A 15,436-nucleotide genomic window follows, 5' to 3' on the forward strand; every position below is an offset into this window, starting at 1 on the left:
CCCGATGAGCGACGCCGAGAAACGCACCTTCACCGACGAGGAAGCGCTGAGCTTCCACAAGCACCCGACGCCCGGAAAGATCGCCATCGCGCCGACCAAGCCGATGGCCACCCAGCGGGACCTGTCGCTTGCCTATTCGCCGGGCGTGGCCGTACCGGTGCTCAAGATCGCGGAAGATCCGGAAGCGGCCTACGACTACACCTCCAAGGGCAACCTGGTGGCGGTGATCTCGAACGGCACCGCGATCCTCGGGCTCGGCAACCTCGGCGCCCTGGCCTCCAAGCCGGTGATGGAGGGCAAGAGCGTCCTCTTCAAGCGCTTCGCCGACGTCGACTCGATCGACATCGAGGTCAGCGCCACCGATCCCGACGAGATCATCACGGTGGTCAAGAACATCGGCGTGACCTTCGGGGGCATCAACCTCGAGGACATCAAGGCCCCCGAGTGCTTCCGCATCGAGACCGAGCTGCAGGAGCTGCTCGACATCCCGGTGTTCCACGACGACCAGCACGGCACGGCGATCATCTCGGCCGCCGGCCTGATCAACGCCTGCGCCATCACCGGCCGCGACATCTCCAAGATCAAGGTGGTGCTGAACGGCGCCGGGGCGGCGGGCATCGCCACCCTCGACCTGATCAAGGCCATGGGCGTGTCGCCGGAAAACGCGATCGCCTGCGACTCCAAGGGCGTGATCTATCGCGGCCGCCCGAACGACATGAACCAGTGGAAGAGCGCCCACGCCGTCGAGACCGACGCGCGCACGCTGTCCGAGGCCCTGGTCGGTGCTGACGTGTTCATCGGCCTGTCGGTCAAGGGCGCCCTGACCCAGGACATGATCAAGGAGATGGCGCCCAAGCCGATCATCTTCGCCATGGCCAATCCCGACCCGGAGATCACCCCGGAAGAGGTCTATGCCGTCCGCTCCGACGCCATCGTCGCCACCGGCCGCTCGGACTATCCCAACCAGGTCAACAACGTCCTGGGCTTCCCCTACATCTTCCGCGGCGCGATGGACGTGCGCGCCCGCCGCGTGAACATGGAAATGAAGATCGCCTGCGCCAACGCCCTGGCGCAGCTGGCCCGCGAGGACGTGCCCGACGAGGTCGCCGCCGCCTATCACGGCACGCAGCTGAAATTCGGGCCGCAGTACATCATCCCGACCCCGTTCGACCCGCGCCTGATCGCCTACATCCCGCCGTTCGTCGCCCAGGCGGCGATGGACACCGGGGTGGCCCGCAAGCCGATCGTCGACATGGACGCCTACCGGGACTCGCTGGCCCAGCGCCTCGACCCGACCGCCGCCTTCCTGCAGAAGCTGCAGGGCGCGGTGCTGAAGGCCCCGAACAAGCGCATCGTCTTCGCCGAGGGCGAGGAGCCGACGGTGATCCGCGCGGCGCACGCCTTCGAGGCCGCGGGCCTGGGCCATGCGGTTCTGGTCGGCCGCGACGAGCTGGTGAAGGAGAACATGATCGAGGTCGGGCTGGACCCGGCCGAGACCAAGCTCGAGATCATCAACGCCCGCGTCTCGCGCCATAACCCCGAGTTCGTGGACTTCCTCTACGAGCGGCTGTCGCGCCAGGGCTACCTGAAGCGCGACGTGCAGCGCCTGATCAACCAGGACCGCAACTCGTTCGCCGCCTCGATGGTGGCGCTGGGCTACGCCGACGGCATGGTCACGGGCGTGACCCGCTCCTACGACCAGGTGCTGGAAGAAGTGCTGCGGGTGATCGACCCGGCCCCCGACGGCCGGGTGATGGGCATGAGCGTGGTGCTGGCCAAGGGCCACACCCTGTTCATCGCCGACACCAACGTCACCGAGATGCCCGAGGCCGAGGAACTTGTGGAGATCGCCATGGAGGCGGCCCGCACGGTCAAGTCGCTGGGCTATGTGCCGCGCGTGGCCTTCATGTCCTACTCGACCTTCGGCAATCCGATGGGCGTGCGGTCCGAGAAGGTGCGCGACGCGGTGGCGATGCTGGACATGATGGACGTCGACTTCGAGTACGAAGGCGAAATGCCGCCGGAACTGGCGCTCGACCCCAGCAAGCGGGTCAACTATCCGTTCATGCGCCTGACCGGCCCCGCCAATGTGCTGATCATGCCGGCCATTCACTCGGCGGCGATCTCGACCCAGCTGGTGCAGTCCCTCGGCGGCGCGACCGTGATCGGTCCGCTGCTGCTGGGCCTGTCGAAGTCGGTGCAGATCGCGCCGCTGTCGGCCTCGGTGTCGCGCGTGCTGCAGATGGCGACCCTGGCCGCCTACGAGCAGGACGCCGTCGAGGCGCAAGCGTGAGCCTCGCGCTCAACAGGTTGAACTAACCAGCCGCCCGCTCCTCGGGGTGCGGGCGGCTTGGCCGTCCCACCCCGAACGACAAGGAGCGCGACCATGACCGGTCTGAGCATCGGCATCGATTTCGGCACGACCAACACGGTCGTCGCGCTCGCAGGGGCCGACGGGCCGGCGCATCTGGTGAGGTTCCCGGCCCCCGAGAAGGAGGTCTTCGCCTTTCGCTCGGCGCTGTCGTTCTACGCGCCGCCGGAGCGGCCCAACGACCGCGAGGTCGAGGCCGGGCCCTGGGCGATCGAGGCCTATGTGGAGGATCCGCTGGAGACGCGGTTCATCCAGTCGTTCAAGAGCTTCGCGGCCTCGGAGAGCTTCACCGAGACCCAGATCATCGGCCGCCGCTACGTGTTCGAGGACCTGCTCTCGGCCTTCCTGCTGAAGCTGCGCGACCACGCGGGCGCGGACCTGGCCCAGCTGCCCAAGCGGGTGATCGTCGGGCGGCCGGTCACATTCGCCGGCGGCTCGCCGAACGAGGAACTGGCCCTCAAGCGCTACGAGACGGCGTTCCAGCGGCTGGGGTTCGAGGAGATCCTCTATTCCTACGAGCCGGTCGGGGCGGCGTTCTTCTTCGCCCGCGAGCTGACCCAGGACGCCACCGTGCTGGTCGGCGACTTCGGCGGCGGGACCAGCGACTTCTCGATCATCCGCTTCACCCGCGAGAACGGCGAGATCCGCTCGACGCCGCTCGGCCGGGCCGGGGTGGGCGTGGCGGGCGACGCCTTCGACTACCGGATCATCGACAACCTGGTCTCGCCGGAGCTGGGCAAGGGCTCGAGCTACAAGTCGTTCGGCAAGATCCTGCCGGTCCCGAACCGCTACTATTCGACGTTCGCGCGCTGGGATCAGCTGGCCCTGATGCGGGCCAGCCGCGACATGCGCGAGATCCGCAAGCTGGTCCGCGAGGCGGTCGAGCCCGAGAAGATCGAGCGCCTGGTCGAGGTGCTGGACGAGAACTACGGCTACCGGCTGTACCGCGCGGTGTCGGCCCTGAAGGAGGCGCTGTCCTCGCAGGAGACGGCGGAGTTCCGGTTCGAGGCCGGCAGCATCGACATCTCGCGCCAGGTCGAGCGGGCCGAGTTCGAGGACTGGATCGCGCCGGAACTGCACCTGATCGAGGACGCGGTCGACCGGGCGATGAGCGACGCCGGGCTCAACGCCGGCGGCGTCGACCGGGTGTTCCTGACCGGCGGCTCGTCGCTGGTGCCGGCGGTGCGCGACATCTTCTACCGCCGGTTCGACGCGGCGAAGATCGAGAGCGGTTCGGAACTGGAGTCGATCGCCTCGGGCCTGGCGCTGATGGGCCGCGAGCGCGACCTGACCAAGTGGGCGCGCGGAGCCGGCTCCGGCGCCTAGTGCGCGTCGTCCCAGTTGGCGGCGGCGCGGGCCTCGACGACCAGCGGCACCGACAGCGCCACGGCCGGCTCGCCGGCGCGCTCCATGATCTTCTTCACGACGGCGATGGTGGCCTCAGCCTCTGCTTCTGGGGCCTCGAAGACCAGTTCGTCGTGCACCTGCAGCAGCATCCGGGCCTGCAGGCCGGCGGCCTTCAGCGCGCCCGGCATGCGGATCATCGCCCGGCGCATGACGTCGGCCGCCGCGCCCTGGATCGGGGCGTTGATCGCCGCGCGGTCGCCGAAGGCGCGCTCGGCCTGCGACTTTGAGTTCACGGCCGGGATGTGGACCTTGCGGCCGAAGATCGTGGTCACGAAGCCCTGGGTGCGCGCCGCCTGCTTGGTGCGGTCCATGTAGGCGCGGATGCCGGGGAAGCGCTCGAAGTAGGTCTTGATATAGGCCCCGGCCTCGTCCTGCGGGATCGAGAGCTGGTTGGCGAGGCCGAAGGCCGAGATGCCGTAGACGATGCCGAAGTTGATCGCCTTGGCGCGGCGCCGGGTCTCGGACGGCATGCCCTCGATCGGCACGCCGAACATCTCCGAGGCGGTGGCCGCGTGAATGTCGTGGCCCTCCATGAAGGCCTTCTTCAGCTGCGGGATGTCGCCGACGTGGGCGAGGATGCGCAGCTCGATCTGGCTGTAGTCGGCGCTGATCAGCACGTGGCCCGGCTCGGCGATGAAGGCCTTGCGGATGCGCCGGCCTTCCTCGGTGCGGATCGGGATGTTCTGCAGGTTCGGATCGGACGACGACAGCCGCCCGGTGGTGGTGGAGGCCAGGGCGTACGAGGTGTGCACCCGGCCGGTGCGCGGCGCGATCGCGGCGACCAGGTTGTCGGTATAGGTGCCCTTCAGCTTCGACAGCTGGCGCCAGTCCAGCAGCACCCGCGGCAGCTCGTGGCCCTGGGCGGCCAGATCCTCCAGCATCGAGGCGTCGGTCGAGGCCGCGCCGGTGGCGGTGGTGCGCCCGGAGGCCAGCCCCATCTCCTGGAACAGCAGCTCGCCGATCTGCTTGGGGCTGCCCAGGTTGAACGGACGCCCGGCGATCCGGTGCGCCTCGGCCTCCAGCTCGCCCATCCGCACCGAGAAGTCGTTGGAGAGCTTGCGCAGGGTCTCGGTGTCGACCTTGATCCCCTCGTTCTCCATGGTCGCCAGCACCGGCGGCATGCCGCGCTCGAGGGTCTCGTAGACCGTCAGCAGGCCTTCGTGCGCCAGGCGCGGCCGAAGGTGCTGGTAGAGCCGCAGCGTGACGTCGGCGTCCTCGGCCGCGTAGCAGGTCGCCGGGTCCAGCGGCACGTGCTTGAAGCTCTTCTGAGATTTGCCGGTCCCGGTCACAGCCGAGAACTTGATCGGCTCGTGCTCCAGCCAGCGCTTGGAGAGCTCGTCCATGCCGTGGCTCTTATGCAGCCCGCCTTCCAGGGCGTAGCTGATCAGCATGGTGTCTTCGATCGGCGCGACCTTGATCCCGTGGCGGTCGAGGACGGCGATATCGTACTTGGCGTTCTGCGCCACCTTCAGCACCGCCGGGTCTTCCAGCAGCGGCTTGAGCCGGGCGATCACTTCGTCCAGCGACAGCTGCTCGATGGCTTCCGGCGGCTCGAACTCCAGCCCGCCCGAGCTCTCGTTCTCGTGGCCGACGGGAATGTAGCAGGCCTCGCCGGGCGCCACGGCCAGGGACACGCCGCAGAGCGCCGCATTGGCCGAGGACAGGGCGTCGGTCTCGGTGTCGAAGGCCACGACGCCGACGGCCTTGGCGCGGGCGATCCAGGCGTCCAGCGTCGGCAGATCGCGCACGCAGACATAGTCGCTGGGGTTGATGGCCGTGGCCGCGGGCGCGGCCGGCCTGGGAGCCGGGGCCGCGGGCGCCGCCGCCGCGCCGCCGCCGGCGACCCGGCGGGCGAGAGTGCGGAACTCCATCTCCTCAAGGAAGGCGGCCAGTTCCTCGGCGTTGGGGTCGTCGACGACCAGGGCGTCGATCGGCTCGGGCAGGGGCGTGTCGCAGTCCAGGCGCACCAGTTCGCGGGAGAGACGGATCTGGTCGGCGAACTCGATCAGGGTGTCGCGGCGCTTGGGCTGCTTGATCTCGCTGGCGCGGGCCAGCAGCGTGTCCAGGTCGCCATACTCGTTGATCAGCAGGGCGGCGGTCTTGACGCCGATGCCCGGCGCGCCCGGCACGTTGTCGACGCTGTCGCCGCACAGGGCCTGGACGTCGACCACCTTGTCCGGCGGCACGCCGAACTTCTCGATCACCTGTTCTCGGCCGATCTTCAGGTTCTTCATGGTGTCGAGCATCGACACCCGGTCCCCGACCAGCTGCATCAGGTCCTTGTCGGACGAGATGATCGTCACCTCGCCGCCGGCGTCGCGCACCTTGCAGGCATAGGCGGCGATCAGGTCGTCGGCCTCGTAGCCGGGCAGCTCCAGGCTGGGGATGCCGAATGCCCGCGTGGCGCGGCGCATCAGCGGGAACTGCGGGATCAGGTCCTCGGGCGGCGGCGGCCGGTGGGCCTTGTACTGATCGTAGAGCTTGTTGCGGAACGTCTTCTCCGAGTGGTCGAAGATCACCGCCAGGTGGGTCGGCGCCTCCGGCTGCGCCTTCATCTCGACCAGCAGCTTCCACAGCATGTTGCAGAAGCCGCTGATCGCCCCGATCGGCAGCCCGTCCGACTTGCGGGTCAGCGGCGGCAGCGCGTGGTAGGCGCGGAAGATGAAGCCCGACCCGTCGACCAGGTACAACCGCACGGCCGGGCCGTCCTGGGTCTGTTCGCGAGGGATGTCGGCGAGGGTCGGGGCGGCGAGGGGCGCGTCGGTCATGGCGGGAACATAGGGTGCACGCGCGCGAAGGTCACCCCGCCCGCGCAGCTCACCGGCGCGATCGGCGATGGCGCGCGCGCGAGCCGTCCCGATGCCGCGAAATTTTAGATCGCGGCGTCAAAAGCGCGCGTTATGCGTAAAATCTGCAAAGTACAGACAAAGTACAGAATTCAAGTGATCGCGCATCAGTTTTGTTGATCGGCGAGTAACTTCGAATCAATACAATCGTGGAATGTCTATGTGATCGATTGGGGGCGCCTGGTTCGTGGAGATTCTCGGACTCTGCTTTAGCGGCGATATCCAGGGCGTCGCCACGCGCCATGACGGCGCGCTGGTCCTGATCTCCTACCTCGTGGCGGTGGTGGCCTCGTTCACCGCGCTGGACATGGCCGAGCGGCTCCATGCGACCCAGGGGCCGTCGCGCCGCTTCTGGCACCTGGGCGCGGCCCTGGTGCTGGGCGGCGGGGTCTGGTCGATGCACTTCATCGCCATGCTGGCCTACCGCACGCCGTTCCAGGTCGAATACGATCCGGGCCTGACCATCCTTTCGGGCGTGATCGCGACGCTCGCGACGGCCGGCGGACTGTCGGTGATCGCCGACGACGGCGGCTGGCGGCGCATCCTGGCCGGCGGCGCGCTGGTCGGGCTCGGCGTGGCGGTCATGCACTACATGGGCATGGAGGCCATGAGCGTGCCGGGCGAGGTCTATTACCGCCCGCAGCACTTCGGCCTGTCGGTGCTGATCGCGGTGGCGGCGGCGAGCATCGCCCTGTGGCTGGCGCTGCATCTGCGGACCACGCGCCAGCGCGCGGTGGCCGCAGTGGTCATGGCCGCGGCGATCTGCGGCATGCATTTCACCGGCATGGCCGGCACCGTCATCGTCGCCGGGCCAGGCCTGACGCAGGCCGACGACGGACAGCTGGTGTCCGGCTCACTGCTTTCGGCGACCATCGTCGCCTGCACGGCCCTGATCCTCACCGTGGGCCTGATGTGCGCCTATATCGACCGCCGGCTGGAGGCGCGCTCGCTGGCCGAGGCCGAGCGCCTGCGCGCCGCGAACGGGCAGCTGGAGGAGTCCGTCCAGTCGCGGACGGTCGACCTGACGACGGCGTTGGCCGCGCTGGACGAGCAACGCCGACGGGCTGAGGAGGCCAACCGCGCCAAGTCGGACTTCCTGGCCAATATGAGTCACGAGCTGCGTACGCCGCTGAACGCGGTGATCGGTTTCGCCGACATCCTGCGCATGCGCGGCGAGCCGCTGACCGAGCGCCAGGGCGAAGCGGTCGACCAGATCCACGCCGCCGGCCGCCACCTGCTGGCCCTGATCGAGGAGGTGCTGGACTTCGCCAAGATCGAGAGCGGCAAGGTCTCGGTCTCGATCGAGGCGATCGACCCGCAGGAGGTGGCCCAGGCCCTGGCCGGGACCTTCAGGCCGATGGCGGACAAGGCCGGCATCTCGCTGAGCGTGGCCGACGCGGCCGGCGAGGTGGCGGTTCGCGCCGACCACCTGCGCCTCAAGCAGGTGCTGGCGAACCTGATCTCGAACGCCATCAAGTACAATCGCCCGCGCGGCGCGGTCGAGGTCGAGATCCGCGCGCTGGGCGACCGGGTGCGGATCAGCGTCCGCGACACTGGCCTGGGCATTCCGGCCGGACGCATGGCCGACCTGTTCGAGCCGTTCGAGCGCCTTGGGCGCGAGGGCTCCGGGGTCGAGGGCGCGGGGCTTGGGCTGGCGCTGACCCGCCGGTTGGTGGAAGCCATGGGTGGGAAACTTGACGTTCAGAGCCTGGAAGGCGTCGGCTCGACCTTCATCGTCGACCTGCCCAGCGCCGAACCGGCCCAGGTCGCCACCCGCGCCGAGGATCGCCGCCAGGCCATGGCCGGCAAGGCTCCGGACGCGGTCGTGCTCTACATCGAGGACAACGCCTCAAATATCCGCCTGATGCGCCACATCGCCGACGCGCTCGGCAGCCTAGACCTGCACGTCGCCGAGCTGCCGATGGAGGGGCTGGAGCTGGCCGCCCGCCTGCGGCCCGACGTGATCCTGCTGGACATCAACTTACCAGGCATGGACGGCTTTGAGGTCAAGGCGCGGCTGGAGGCCGATCCGGCGACGCGCGACATCCCGGTCATCGCGATCTCGGCCAACGTGCTGGCCGAGACCGTGACCCGCGGCAAGACCTCCGGCTTCAACGGCTATCTGACCAAGCCGATCAACATCGAGGCGCTGGTGGCGGCGATCACCGAGGCGGTCGAGCCGCCGCCGCAGCAGGGCGCGGTCAGCGCCTAGCCGACCGGCTTGTCGAGGTCGGCCGAAGCCAGCCGACGGGGGATGTCAGTGGCCGTGCGGGCCTTCGTAGACGCCGGGGGCCAGGCGTTCGTCCTCGGGGCCTTCCGAACCGTCGGGCAGCACGAAGCGGCGGTCGCAGTAGGGGCATTCGACGAAGGTCGCCTCGCCCATCTCCAGCCATACGCGCGGATGGCCCAGCGCGCCGCCGACGCCGTCGCAGGCGACCCGGCCCGAGCGCACGATCACCACTTCCGACGGCGGCAGGTCGGCGGTCTGCGCGCCCTTGGCGGGCATGGGCTCCAGTTGCGAGGAGCGGCCTTGGTCGGGAACGGGGGCTTTACGGGCCATTCTTGAACTCTCCGGCGGCGGAAGCTTGGCGGATGCGCCGCACGCGCCTAGGTATCGGACCACGGCTTCGCCCGTCAATGCACGCCCCGGACACAAAGAGACGCATGGACCTACCTGAGTTCGCCATTGAGGCCGAAGGCGTCGTCAAGATCTACCCGGCGACCAAGACCGCCCCGCAGATGCACGCCCTGCGCGGCCTGGACCTGAAGATCCCGCGTGGATCGATCTTCGGGCTGCTGGGTCCGAACGGGGCCGGCAAGTCGACCTTCATCAACACCCTGGCCGGCCTGACCAAGAAGACGTCGGGCACGGTTCGGATCTGGGGCCGCGACATCGACCAGCGCCCCCGCGACGCCCGCGCCGCGATCGGCGTGGTGCCGCAGGAGATCGCCGCCGACCCGTTCTTCACCCCGCGCGAGTCGCTGGAAGTGCAGGCCGGGATGTACGGCGTGCCGCCGGCCGAGCGCCGGACGATGGAGCTGCTGAACGCGCTGGGCCTGGGCGACAAGGCCGGGGCCTATGTCCGCCAGCTGTCGGGCGGGATGAAGCGCCGCCTGATGGTGGCCAAGGCGATGGTGCACAATCCGCCGGTGCTGATCCTCGACGAGCCGACCGCCGGCGTCGATGTCGAGCTGCGCCGCCAGCTGTGGAACTATGTGGTCGAGCTGAACCGCAAGGGCGTGACCATCGTCCTGACGACCCACTATCTGGAAGAGGCGCAGGAGCTCTGCGACCAGATCGCCATCGTCAACCGCGGCGAGGTGGTGGCCTGCGAACCGACCTCCAGCCTGCTGCGCCGCCTGGACACCCGCAATGTCGTGGTGACTCCGGAGGAGCCGCTGCTGACGGCGCCCGACCTGCCCGGCTTCGAGACCAAGCCGCGGGCCGGCGGCGCCTTCCAGGTGACCTATCGCACCGGCCATTCGAGCGTCGAACAGGTGCTGGCCGCGGTGCGCGCCACGGGCCTGCACATCAAGGACATCGCCACCGAGGACCCGGATCTGGAGGACGTCTTCGTCTCGCTGACCACGGCGGGCGCCTGAGCGCTTCCGTTTCGCCCAGGTTTCGGCTAGACAGCGCAACTCGCTCAAACGCACCCGTAGCTCAGCTGGATAGAGCGTTGCCCTCCGAAGGCAAAGGTCACACGTTCGAATCGTGTCGGGTGCGCCAGCGATTTCAATGACTTAGGTCCTCCGTGCAGCCGGTCTAGCAGGGTCAGGTCACCACCTACTCACTACCGCGGACTGTCGGATCACAATGTCGTTGCCCTCCGCCCCAGCCATCGCAGGACCGATTGCCTTGCCGGCAGTGGGCGGCTTGACGGCCCCGATGCTTACCTCGCTGACAAATGCGCTCGGGGTTCCGCGGAATGTCTTGGCCGCCGACGACCAAATCGAGCACGCCTGGACGACACTGCCGCGCCTGATTGCCCAAATTCCGGTGGAGCACCGCTCAGAGACGCTGGTGCGAATGTGTGTTGCCGTTGCGACGGGCCTGTTCGACGCGGCGATCAACTACGCGTGGAACGCCGCCGTCGTCGAGCTGCGGGAAAAGGTGAGGCGGTTTGGCCTGGCCGTTGTTCCCCAGGTTACGAACAAGCCCTTCGACGAGCGCACGCTCGTCGAGCTAAAGGACGCCGACCTCCTGCAGCTCTGCTTGAAGCTGAACCTGATCTCCGAGGAGGGATATTTCTTCCTCGACCAGTGCCGTGACACCCGGAACAACTTCTCGGCCGCCCACCCCACCATGGGTGGTCTGGATGAGCACGAATTCATCGCGTTCCTGAACCGCTGTGCAAAGCACGCCCTGTCCAACGAACACAACCCGCGCGGGGTGGACATTCAGGGATTGATCGGTGCGGTGAAGGGCGCGCGGTTCACCGCGCAGCAGGTTGATGCTTGGGCCGAGCGGCTGGCGCAAACCTTCGACGCGCAACGCGAGCTCCTCATCGGCACCCTCCACGGGATCTATTGCGACCCAGCATCCGGGGAGGAGGCAAGGGTCAACGCGCTCTCGATTTGCGAGCGCTTGGCCGCCAGCTTCAGTCCGAGAACCAAGTCAGATCTTGTTGACCGCCATCAGGACTATTTGGCCAAGGGCGAGGAGGCTCGCCACAAGGCCTCGCAAGCTTTCTTCGAACGTCTTGGGTTGCTGGCGCTCCTCAGCGAGACCGAGCTTCACGCCTTGGTCACCTCCGCTGCTCGCAACCTGCTTTCGGTCCACAACGCCTACAACAACTTCTACAACGAGCCGCCTTTCGCGGAACGCCTCGCCGCCGTCACCGGTCAGAACCGCGTCCCTGAGACAGCGCAATACGAGTTCGTCCACGCGGTCGTGACCTGCGCGACGGGCAACCAGTGGGGCATTTCGAACGCGGCCATGGGTGATTACGAGAAGATGATCCGCTCATTCTCCCCGCAGGAGATCCGGATCATGCTGCAGCTCCTAGAGCAGAATACGATCGTACGCGCGCGGGTCATGGCGCATGGGCGATGCCGGACACAATTCGCGCAACTCGTCCGGCTGCTCGACGGCTCCAGTGTGCCGACTTCGGCCCGGCAGGCTTACGAGGGCTGGCTGACGGTGCCGGTCTAGGTAGCGCAAGGAAAAGCCGCGCTCGATTGAGCGTGGCTCCATAATCATCGAGCGGACGGACGGCCGGCTATCCTCAAAGCCGAGCGTGCGTAGTTGCGGGGACTTGCGGCCTTCATGCCCGGCCCTACTATGCGGCTGACCCAGCTCAAGGCGTGTCGTCAGCCCCGACGACCGGTCCAGGCCGTGCTCGACGCTAGGTCGCTGCGGCTTGCGCCGGCTTGTCCTCGGCGAGCTGCAGGGTGTGCAGGTTCTTCTGGCGCAACTCCTCGCCCGCTTCGTCGAAGAAGAACGGCAGGAAGGCGTAGCGGCGGCCCTGGGTGACGGGGGTGGCCTCGTGCAGCAGCGAGCAGGAGAAGACCACGGCGCCGCCGGTCGGCGGGCGATAGGTCTTTGGGCCGAATTCGGGGAAGCGCAGGTCCCCGCCCTCGAACTCCTCGGCGTTCAGGTTGATCGAGCAGGCGAACTTGCGGTGCGCGGTGGCCGAGGTGGTGTTGTCGCGGTGCGGGCGGAAGTAGCCGCCGTCGTCGGCGTCGTAGCAGGCGACGATGTAGCGCTCGATCCGCGTCGGGTTGAACTGGAAGGCGCGGTTGATCTGGCGGATGAGGCGGGTCTCGATCCGCGAACGCAGCTCCACACGGAACGCGTTGTCCTCGATGGTGGCGTCCTTGCGGCTCTTGAAGTCGTCGAGCACGGCGACCGTCTTGCCGCCGACCTGGCGCATGGTGCCGGAGGGCAGGCCGCCCTGCCGGTCATAGAAATCGACCAGCCGCCGGCACATTTCGGGCTCGAACACGCGGGGCACGACCAGCACCGGCGCGTGCAGCGGGACACCGGCATGGTCGCCGGGGTCGGGCAGGGCGCGCAGTGCCGCGAACACCTGATCGGTCTGGTCCATGGTCCCGGTCATCAGAATCCGCAGGCTCGGGTCGATGAGGCACCAGTACGGCGTCTCGGCTCCGTCGGCGGAGAGGGCGCCGAACGCCCGGCTGATCGCGCCGTCGCGGTCGAAGAACCACATCACCCCGGCGCGGTCGCGGGCCCGCGAGAAGCTCTCCCGATCGCGCAGCACGCCGAACGAGACCAGCTTGTCCTGATCGAACAGGACCTGATGGGCCTCCATGGCGGCCAGCGCCTGCTGGCGCGCGGCGGCGTCGCTCGGCAGGAAGGCCAGGAGCGTGAAGCGCCCTCCCAGGCTGGAGAAACTGAAGTTGGCGGTGCTGGGCGTCGGAGCGCTGAACCAGGGAGCGGCTTGACCGGGCTGCATGATCATGCCGGTTTGGTCGCGTGGACGCCTTACGCCCACAAGCATAAGAAGCTTATAAGCAAGGACGCCCCGCCCGAGGGTATAAGGCCCGCATAATTGTACCGCGGCGCGGCTGCGGCCATGGTCTCGCTGTCGGCGGCCTCGCTCGTCTCCCACCTATCGAGCCTGGGGTTCCCACGGACAGGCGGACGCCGTCGACGCCCGGCTTTGCAAGGATCCGCATGGCGCGGGATTGGACATTCAGCCCCATGGGGCTCCGCGGCGCGTGGCGCTATCTCGTCGCGTTCGGGTTCGTGGCGATGTCGACCGCCGTCGCCGAAGTGATCTACCGGGTCTTTCAGACCGACCGCCTGTCGATGGTGTTCCTGGCCGGGGTGCTGGTCTCGGCGGTCACCCTGGGGCCCGGGCCGGCCTATTTCGCGGCCGCCATCGCCTTCCTGATCTACGAAATCTACCTCGTCGAGCCGCGGTTCGAGTTCGCCCTGACCTCGGCCGAGGACTTCCTCGTGCTCTTTGTCTTCCTGGCCGTCGCGGTCCTGACCGGCGGCCTGGCCGGGCGGCTGCGGGAGGCCCAGCGGCGGGCCGAGGCGCGGGCCCGCACCTCCAGCGCGCTGTTCCGGGCCAGCGAGGAATTCTCCGCCTCGGACGACGAGGACGCCGTGCGCCAGGCGCTGGCCCATCGCATCGCCGAGGCGGGGCGACAGGCGGCGGTGTTCGATGGCGCGCGCTGGTGGACGGCGCCGGACGGGGTGGAACCGCCCGAGCAACTGCTGCGCGCCGCCGGCGCCCCCGTGACCCAAGTCGCCACGCGCAGGGTCGATGAGTGGCGCCTGCGCCCGCTGCGCGCCGACGACCAGGCCCTGGGCCTGGCGGCGTGGCGCTCGACCGAGCGGCTTCACCCCGACGATGACGAGCGGCTGGTGGAGGTGCTGGTCGACATGGCGGCGGCGGCCGTCGCCCGCTCGCGCCTGTCCGGAGAGCGCGCCGAGATGGAGGCGCGCGTGCGCACCGAGCAGCTGCGCCACGCGCTGCTGTCGTCGATTTCCCATGACCTGCGCACGCCGCTGGCCGCCATCCTCGCCTCGGCCAGCAGCCTGCGCGAGTTCGGCGACCGGTTCGACGCGGCGGTGCGCGACGACCTGACCCTGACGATCCAGGAGGAGGCCGAGCGCCTGAACCTGTTCGTCGGCAATCTGCTGAACATGACCAAGTTGGAATCGGGCGCGCTGAGCATCGAACCGGTGGTCTTCGGCATGGGCGAGGTGATGGGACGGGTGGTCCAGCGGCTGGGCAAGCGCGCGGGCGAGCGTGAGCTCGTCGCCCACGGGGGCGAGGCCTTGCTGGCGCTGGGCGATCCGATCCTGGCTGAGCAGGCCCTGGCCAATGTCGTCGAGAACGCCGTGCGGTTCTCGCCCAACGGCGCGCGGATCGAGGTCTCGGCGCATGGCGTGGACGGCCGCGTGGTGGTCGAGGTGACCGACGAGGGGCCGGGCGTGCCGGCGGCCGACCTGCCGATGATCTTCGAGAAGTTCTACCGATCGCAGACGACGGCGGCGGGGCAGCAGGGCACGGGCCTGGGGCTGTCGATCACGCGCGGCCTGGTCGAAGCCATGGGCGGCGAGGTCGACGCCCGCGCGCGCACTGACGGGCGACCTGGCCTGCTCGTCGCCCTGACCTTTCCGGGAGGACGTCCATGAGCCTGGGACACTTGCTGCTGGTCGACGACGAGCAGCAGATCCTGCGGGCCCTGCGCCCCGCTCTGACCGCGGCCGGCTACGAGGTGGCGACGGCGGAGACGGGTGGGGAGGCGCTGGCGCACCTGGCCAGCGAGGCCTGCGACGTGGTCATCCTCGACCTTGGCCTGCCCGACATGGACGGCAAGGACGTCATCGTCAGGATCCGCGAGTGGTCGGAGGCGCCGATCCTGGTGCTCTCGGCGCGTGACCTGGAGCACGAGAAGATCGCGGCCCTGGACCTGGGCGCCGACGACTTCATCAACAAGCCCTTCGGGGTCGGGGAGCTGCTGGCCCGGCTGCGCGCCTCGCTGCGCGGACGCGAGCGGCGGTTTTCCGCCCATGCGGTGTTCCGCAGCGGCGACCTGGAAGTGAACTTCGCGACCCGCCGGGTGGCGGTGATGGGCGAGGAGATGCGCCTGACCCCGCGCGAGTACGATCTGCTGAAGACCCTGGCGCGCTACGGCGGGCGGGTGGTCACCCACCGGCAGCTGATCGCCGCGGTCTGGGGGCCGGCCGCCCAGGTCGATGCGCAGTTCGTCCGGGTGCTGGTCGCGCAACTGCGCCAGAAGATCGAGGAAGAGCCCTCGACCCCGAAGATCCTGCTGACCGAGCCGGGGATCGGCTACCGGCTGACCCCCGAGGACGACGCCTGATCGC

At 68.6% G+C, this 15,436-nt stretch carries 10 protein-coding genes and 1 tRNA gene; 8 read left to right on the top strand and 3 right to left on the bottom strand.

The features are described from left to right. Positions 1–4 precede the first annotated feature (4 nt). Both ASC79_RS07745 and ASC79_RS07750 read left to right on the top strand, forming a co-directional pair. Complete coding sequence (locus ASC79_RS07745) at positions 5–2,293, top strand: NADP-dependent malic enzyme (protein WP_056023825.1); 2,289 nt, start codon at positions 5–7, stop codon at positions 2,291–2,293. A 93-nt stretch (positions 2,294–2,386) separates the two neighbouring features. After that, the gene (locus ASC79_RS07750) at positions 2,387–3,697 is read left to right on the top strand and encodes an Hsp70 family protein (RefSeq protein WP_056023822.1); all 1,311 of its coding nucleotides are present in this window, start codon (positions 2,387–2,389) and stop codon (positions 3,695–3,697) included. Here the strand turns inward: ASC79_RS07750 and polA are convergent. Next, on the bottom strand, positions 3,694–6,546 hold the full coding sequence (gene polA, locus ASC79_RS07755; protein WP_056023819.1) for a DNA polymerase I: 2,853 nt from the start codon (positions 6,544–6,546) through the stop codon (positions 3,694–3,696). The two genes, ASC79_RS07750 and polA, sit on opposite strands and share 4 nt — an antisense overlap. Positions 6,547–6,811: 265 nt before the next feature. Here polA and ASC79_RS07760 point away from each other — a divergent pair, with 265 nt between their 5' ends. Next, positions 6,812–8,836 carry an MHYT domain-containing protein gene (locus tag ASC79_RS07760; RefSeq protein ID WP_056023814.1) on the top strand — a complete coding sequence of 675 codons (2,025 nt, stop codon included), beginning with the start codon at positions 6,812–6,814 and terminating at the stop codon, positions 8,834–8,836. 45 nt (positions 8,837–8,881) lie between these two features. Here the strand turns inward: ASC79_RS07760 and ASC79_RS07765 are convergent, their stop codons facing one another. Further along, positions 8,882–9,130 (bottom strand): zinc-finger domain-containing protein, encoded by a 249-nt coding sequence (locus tag ASC79_RS07765; RefSeq protein WP_056023811.1) that lies wholly within the window; start codon positions 9,128–9,130, stop codon positions 8,882–8,884. A gap of 158 nt (positions 9,131–9,288) precedes the next feature. On the opposite strand from ASC79_RS07765, the gene ASC79_RS07770 reads away from it, so the two are divergent. The 3 genes from ASC79_RS07770 to ASC79_RS07780 all read left to right on the top strand — a co-directional run bounded on the left by ASC79_RS07770 (position 9,289) and on the right by ASC79_RS07780 (position 11,779). Continuing rightward, positions 9,289–10,227, top strand: coding sequence for an ABC transporter ATP-binding protein (locus ASC79_RS07770; protein ID WP_056023809.1), 939 nt, complete (start codon positions 9,289–9,291; stop codon positions 10,225–10,227). 50 nt (positions 10,228–10,277) lie between these two features. Further along, positions 10,278–10,354: transfer RNA gene (locus tag ASC79_RS07775), tRNA-Arg, on the top strand. A 204-nt stretch (positions 10,355–10,558) separates the two neighbouring features. Beyond that, the gene (locus ASC79_RS07780; protein WP_200937092.1) at positions 10,559–11,779 is read left to right on the top strand and encodes a hypothetical protein; all 1,221 of its coding nucleotides are present in this window, start codon (positions 10,559–10,561) and stop codon (positions 11,777–11,779) included. 193 nt (positions 11,780–11,972) lie between these two features. On the opposite strand, the gene ASC79_RS07785 is transcribed toward ASC79_RS07780, so the two are convergent. After that, positions 11,973–13,049, bottom strand: coding sequence for a 2OG-Fe(II) oxygenase (locus ASC79_RS07785; RefSeq protein WP_056023804.1), 1,077 nt, complete (start codon positions 13,047–13,049; stop codon positions 11,973–11,975). Positions 13,050–13,291: 242 nt separating this feature from the next. Here ASC79_RS07785 and ASC79_RS07790 point away from each other — a divergent pair, with 242 nt between their 5' ends. Further along, a complete protein-coding gene (locus ASC79_RS07790) occupies positions 13,292–14,740 on the top strand; it encodes an ATP-binding protein (RefSeq protein ID WP_056023801.1) in 1,449 nt (482 codons plus the stop codon). Next, positions 14,737–15,432, top strand: a complete 696-nt coding sequence (locus ASC79_RS07795; RefSeq protein ID WP_056023797.1) for a response regulator — start codon at positions 14,737–14,739, stop codon at positions 15,430–15,432. The genes ASC79_RS07790 and ASC79_RS07795 overlap by 4 nt, the downstream gene beginning before the upstream one ends. Positions 15,433–15,436: the final 4 nt, after the last annotated feature.

The organism is Phenylobacterium sp. Root1290 (genome assembly GCF_001425305.1).
GTDB lineage: Bacteria > Pseudomonadota > Alphaproteobacteria > Caulobacterales > Caulobacteraceae > Phenylobacterium.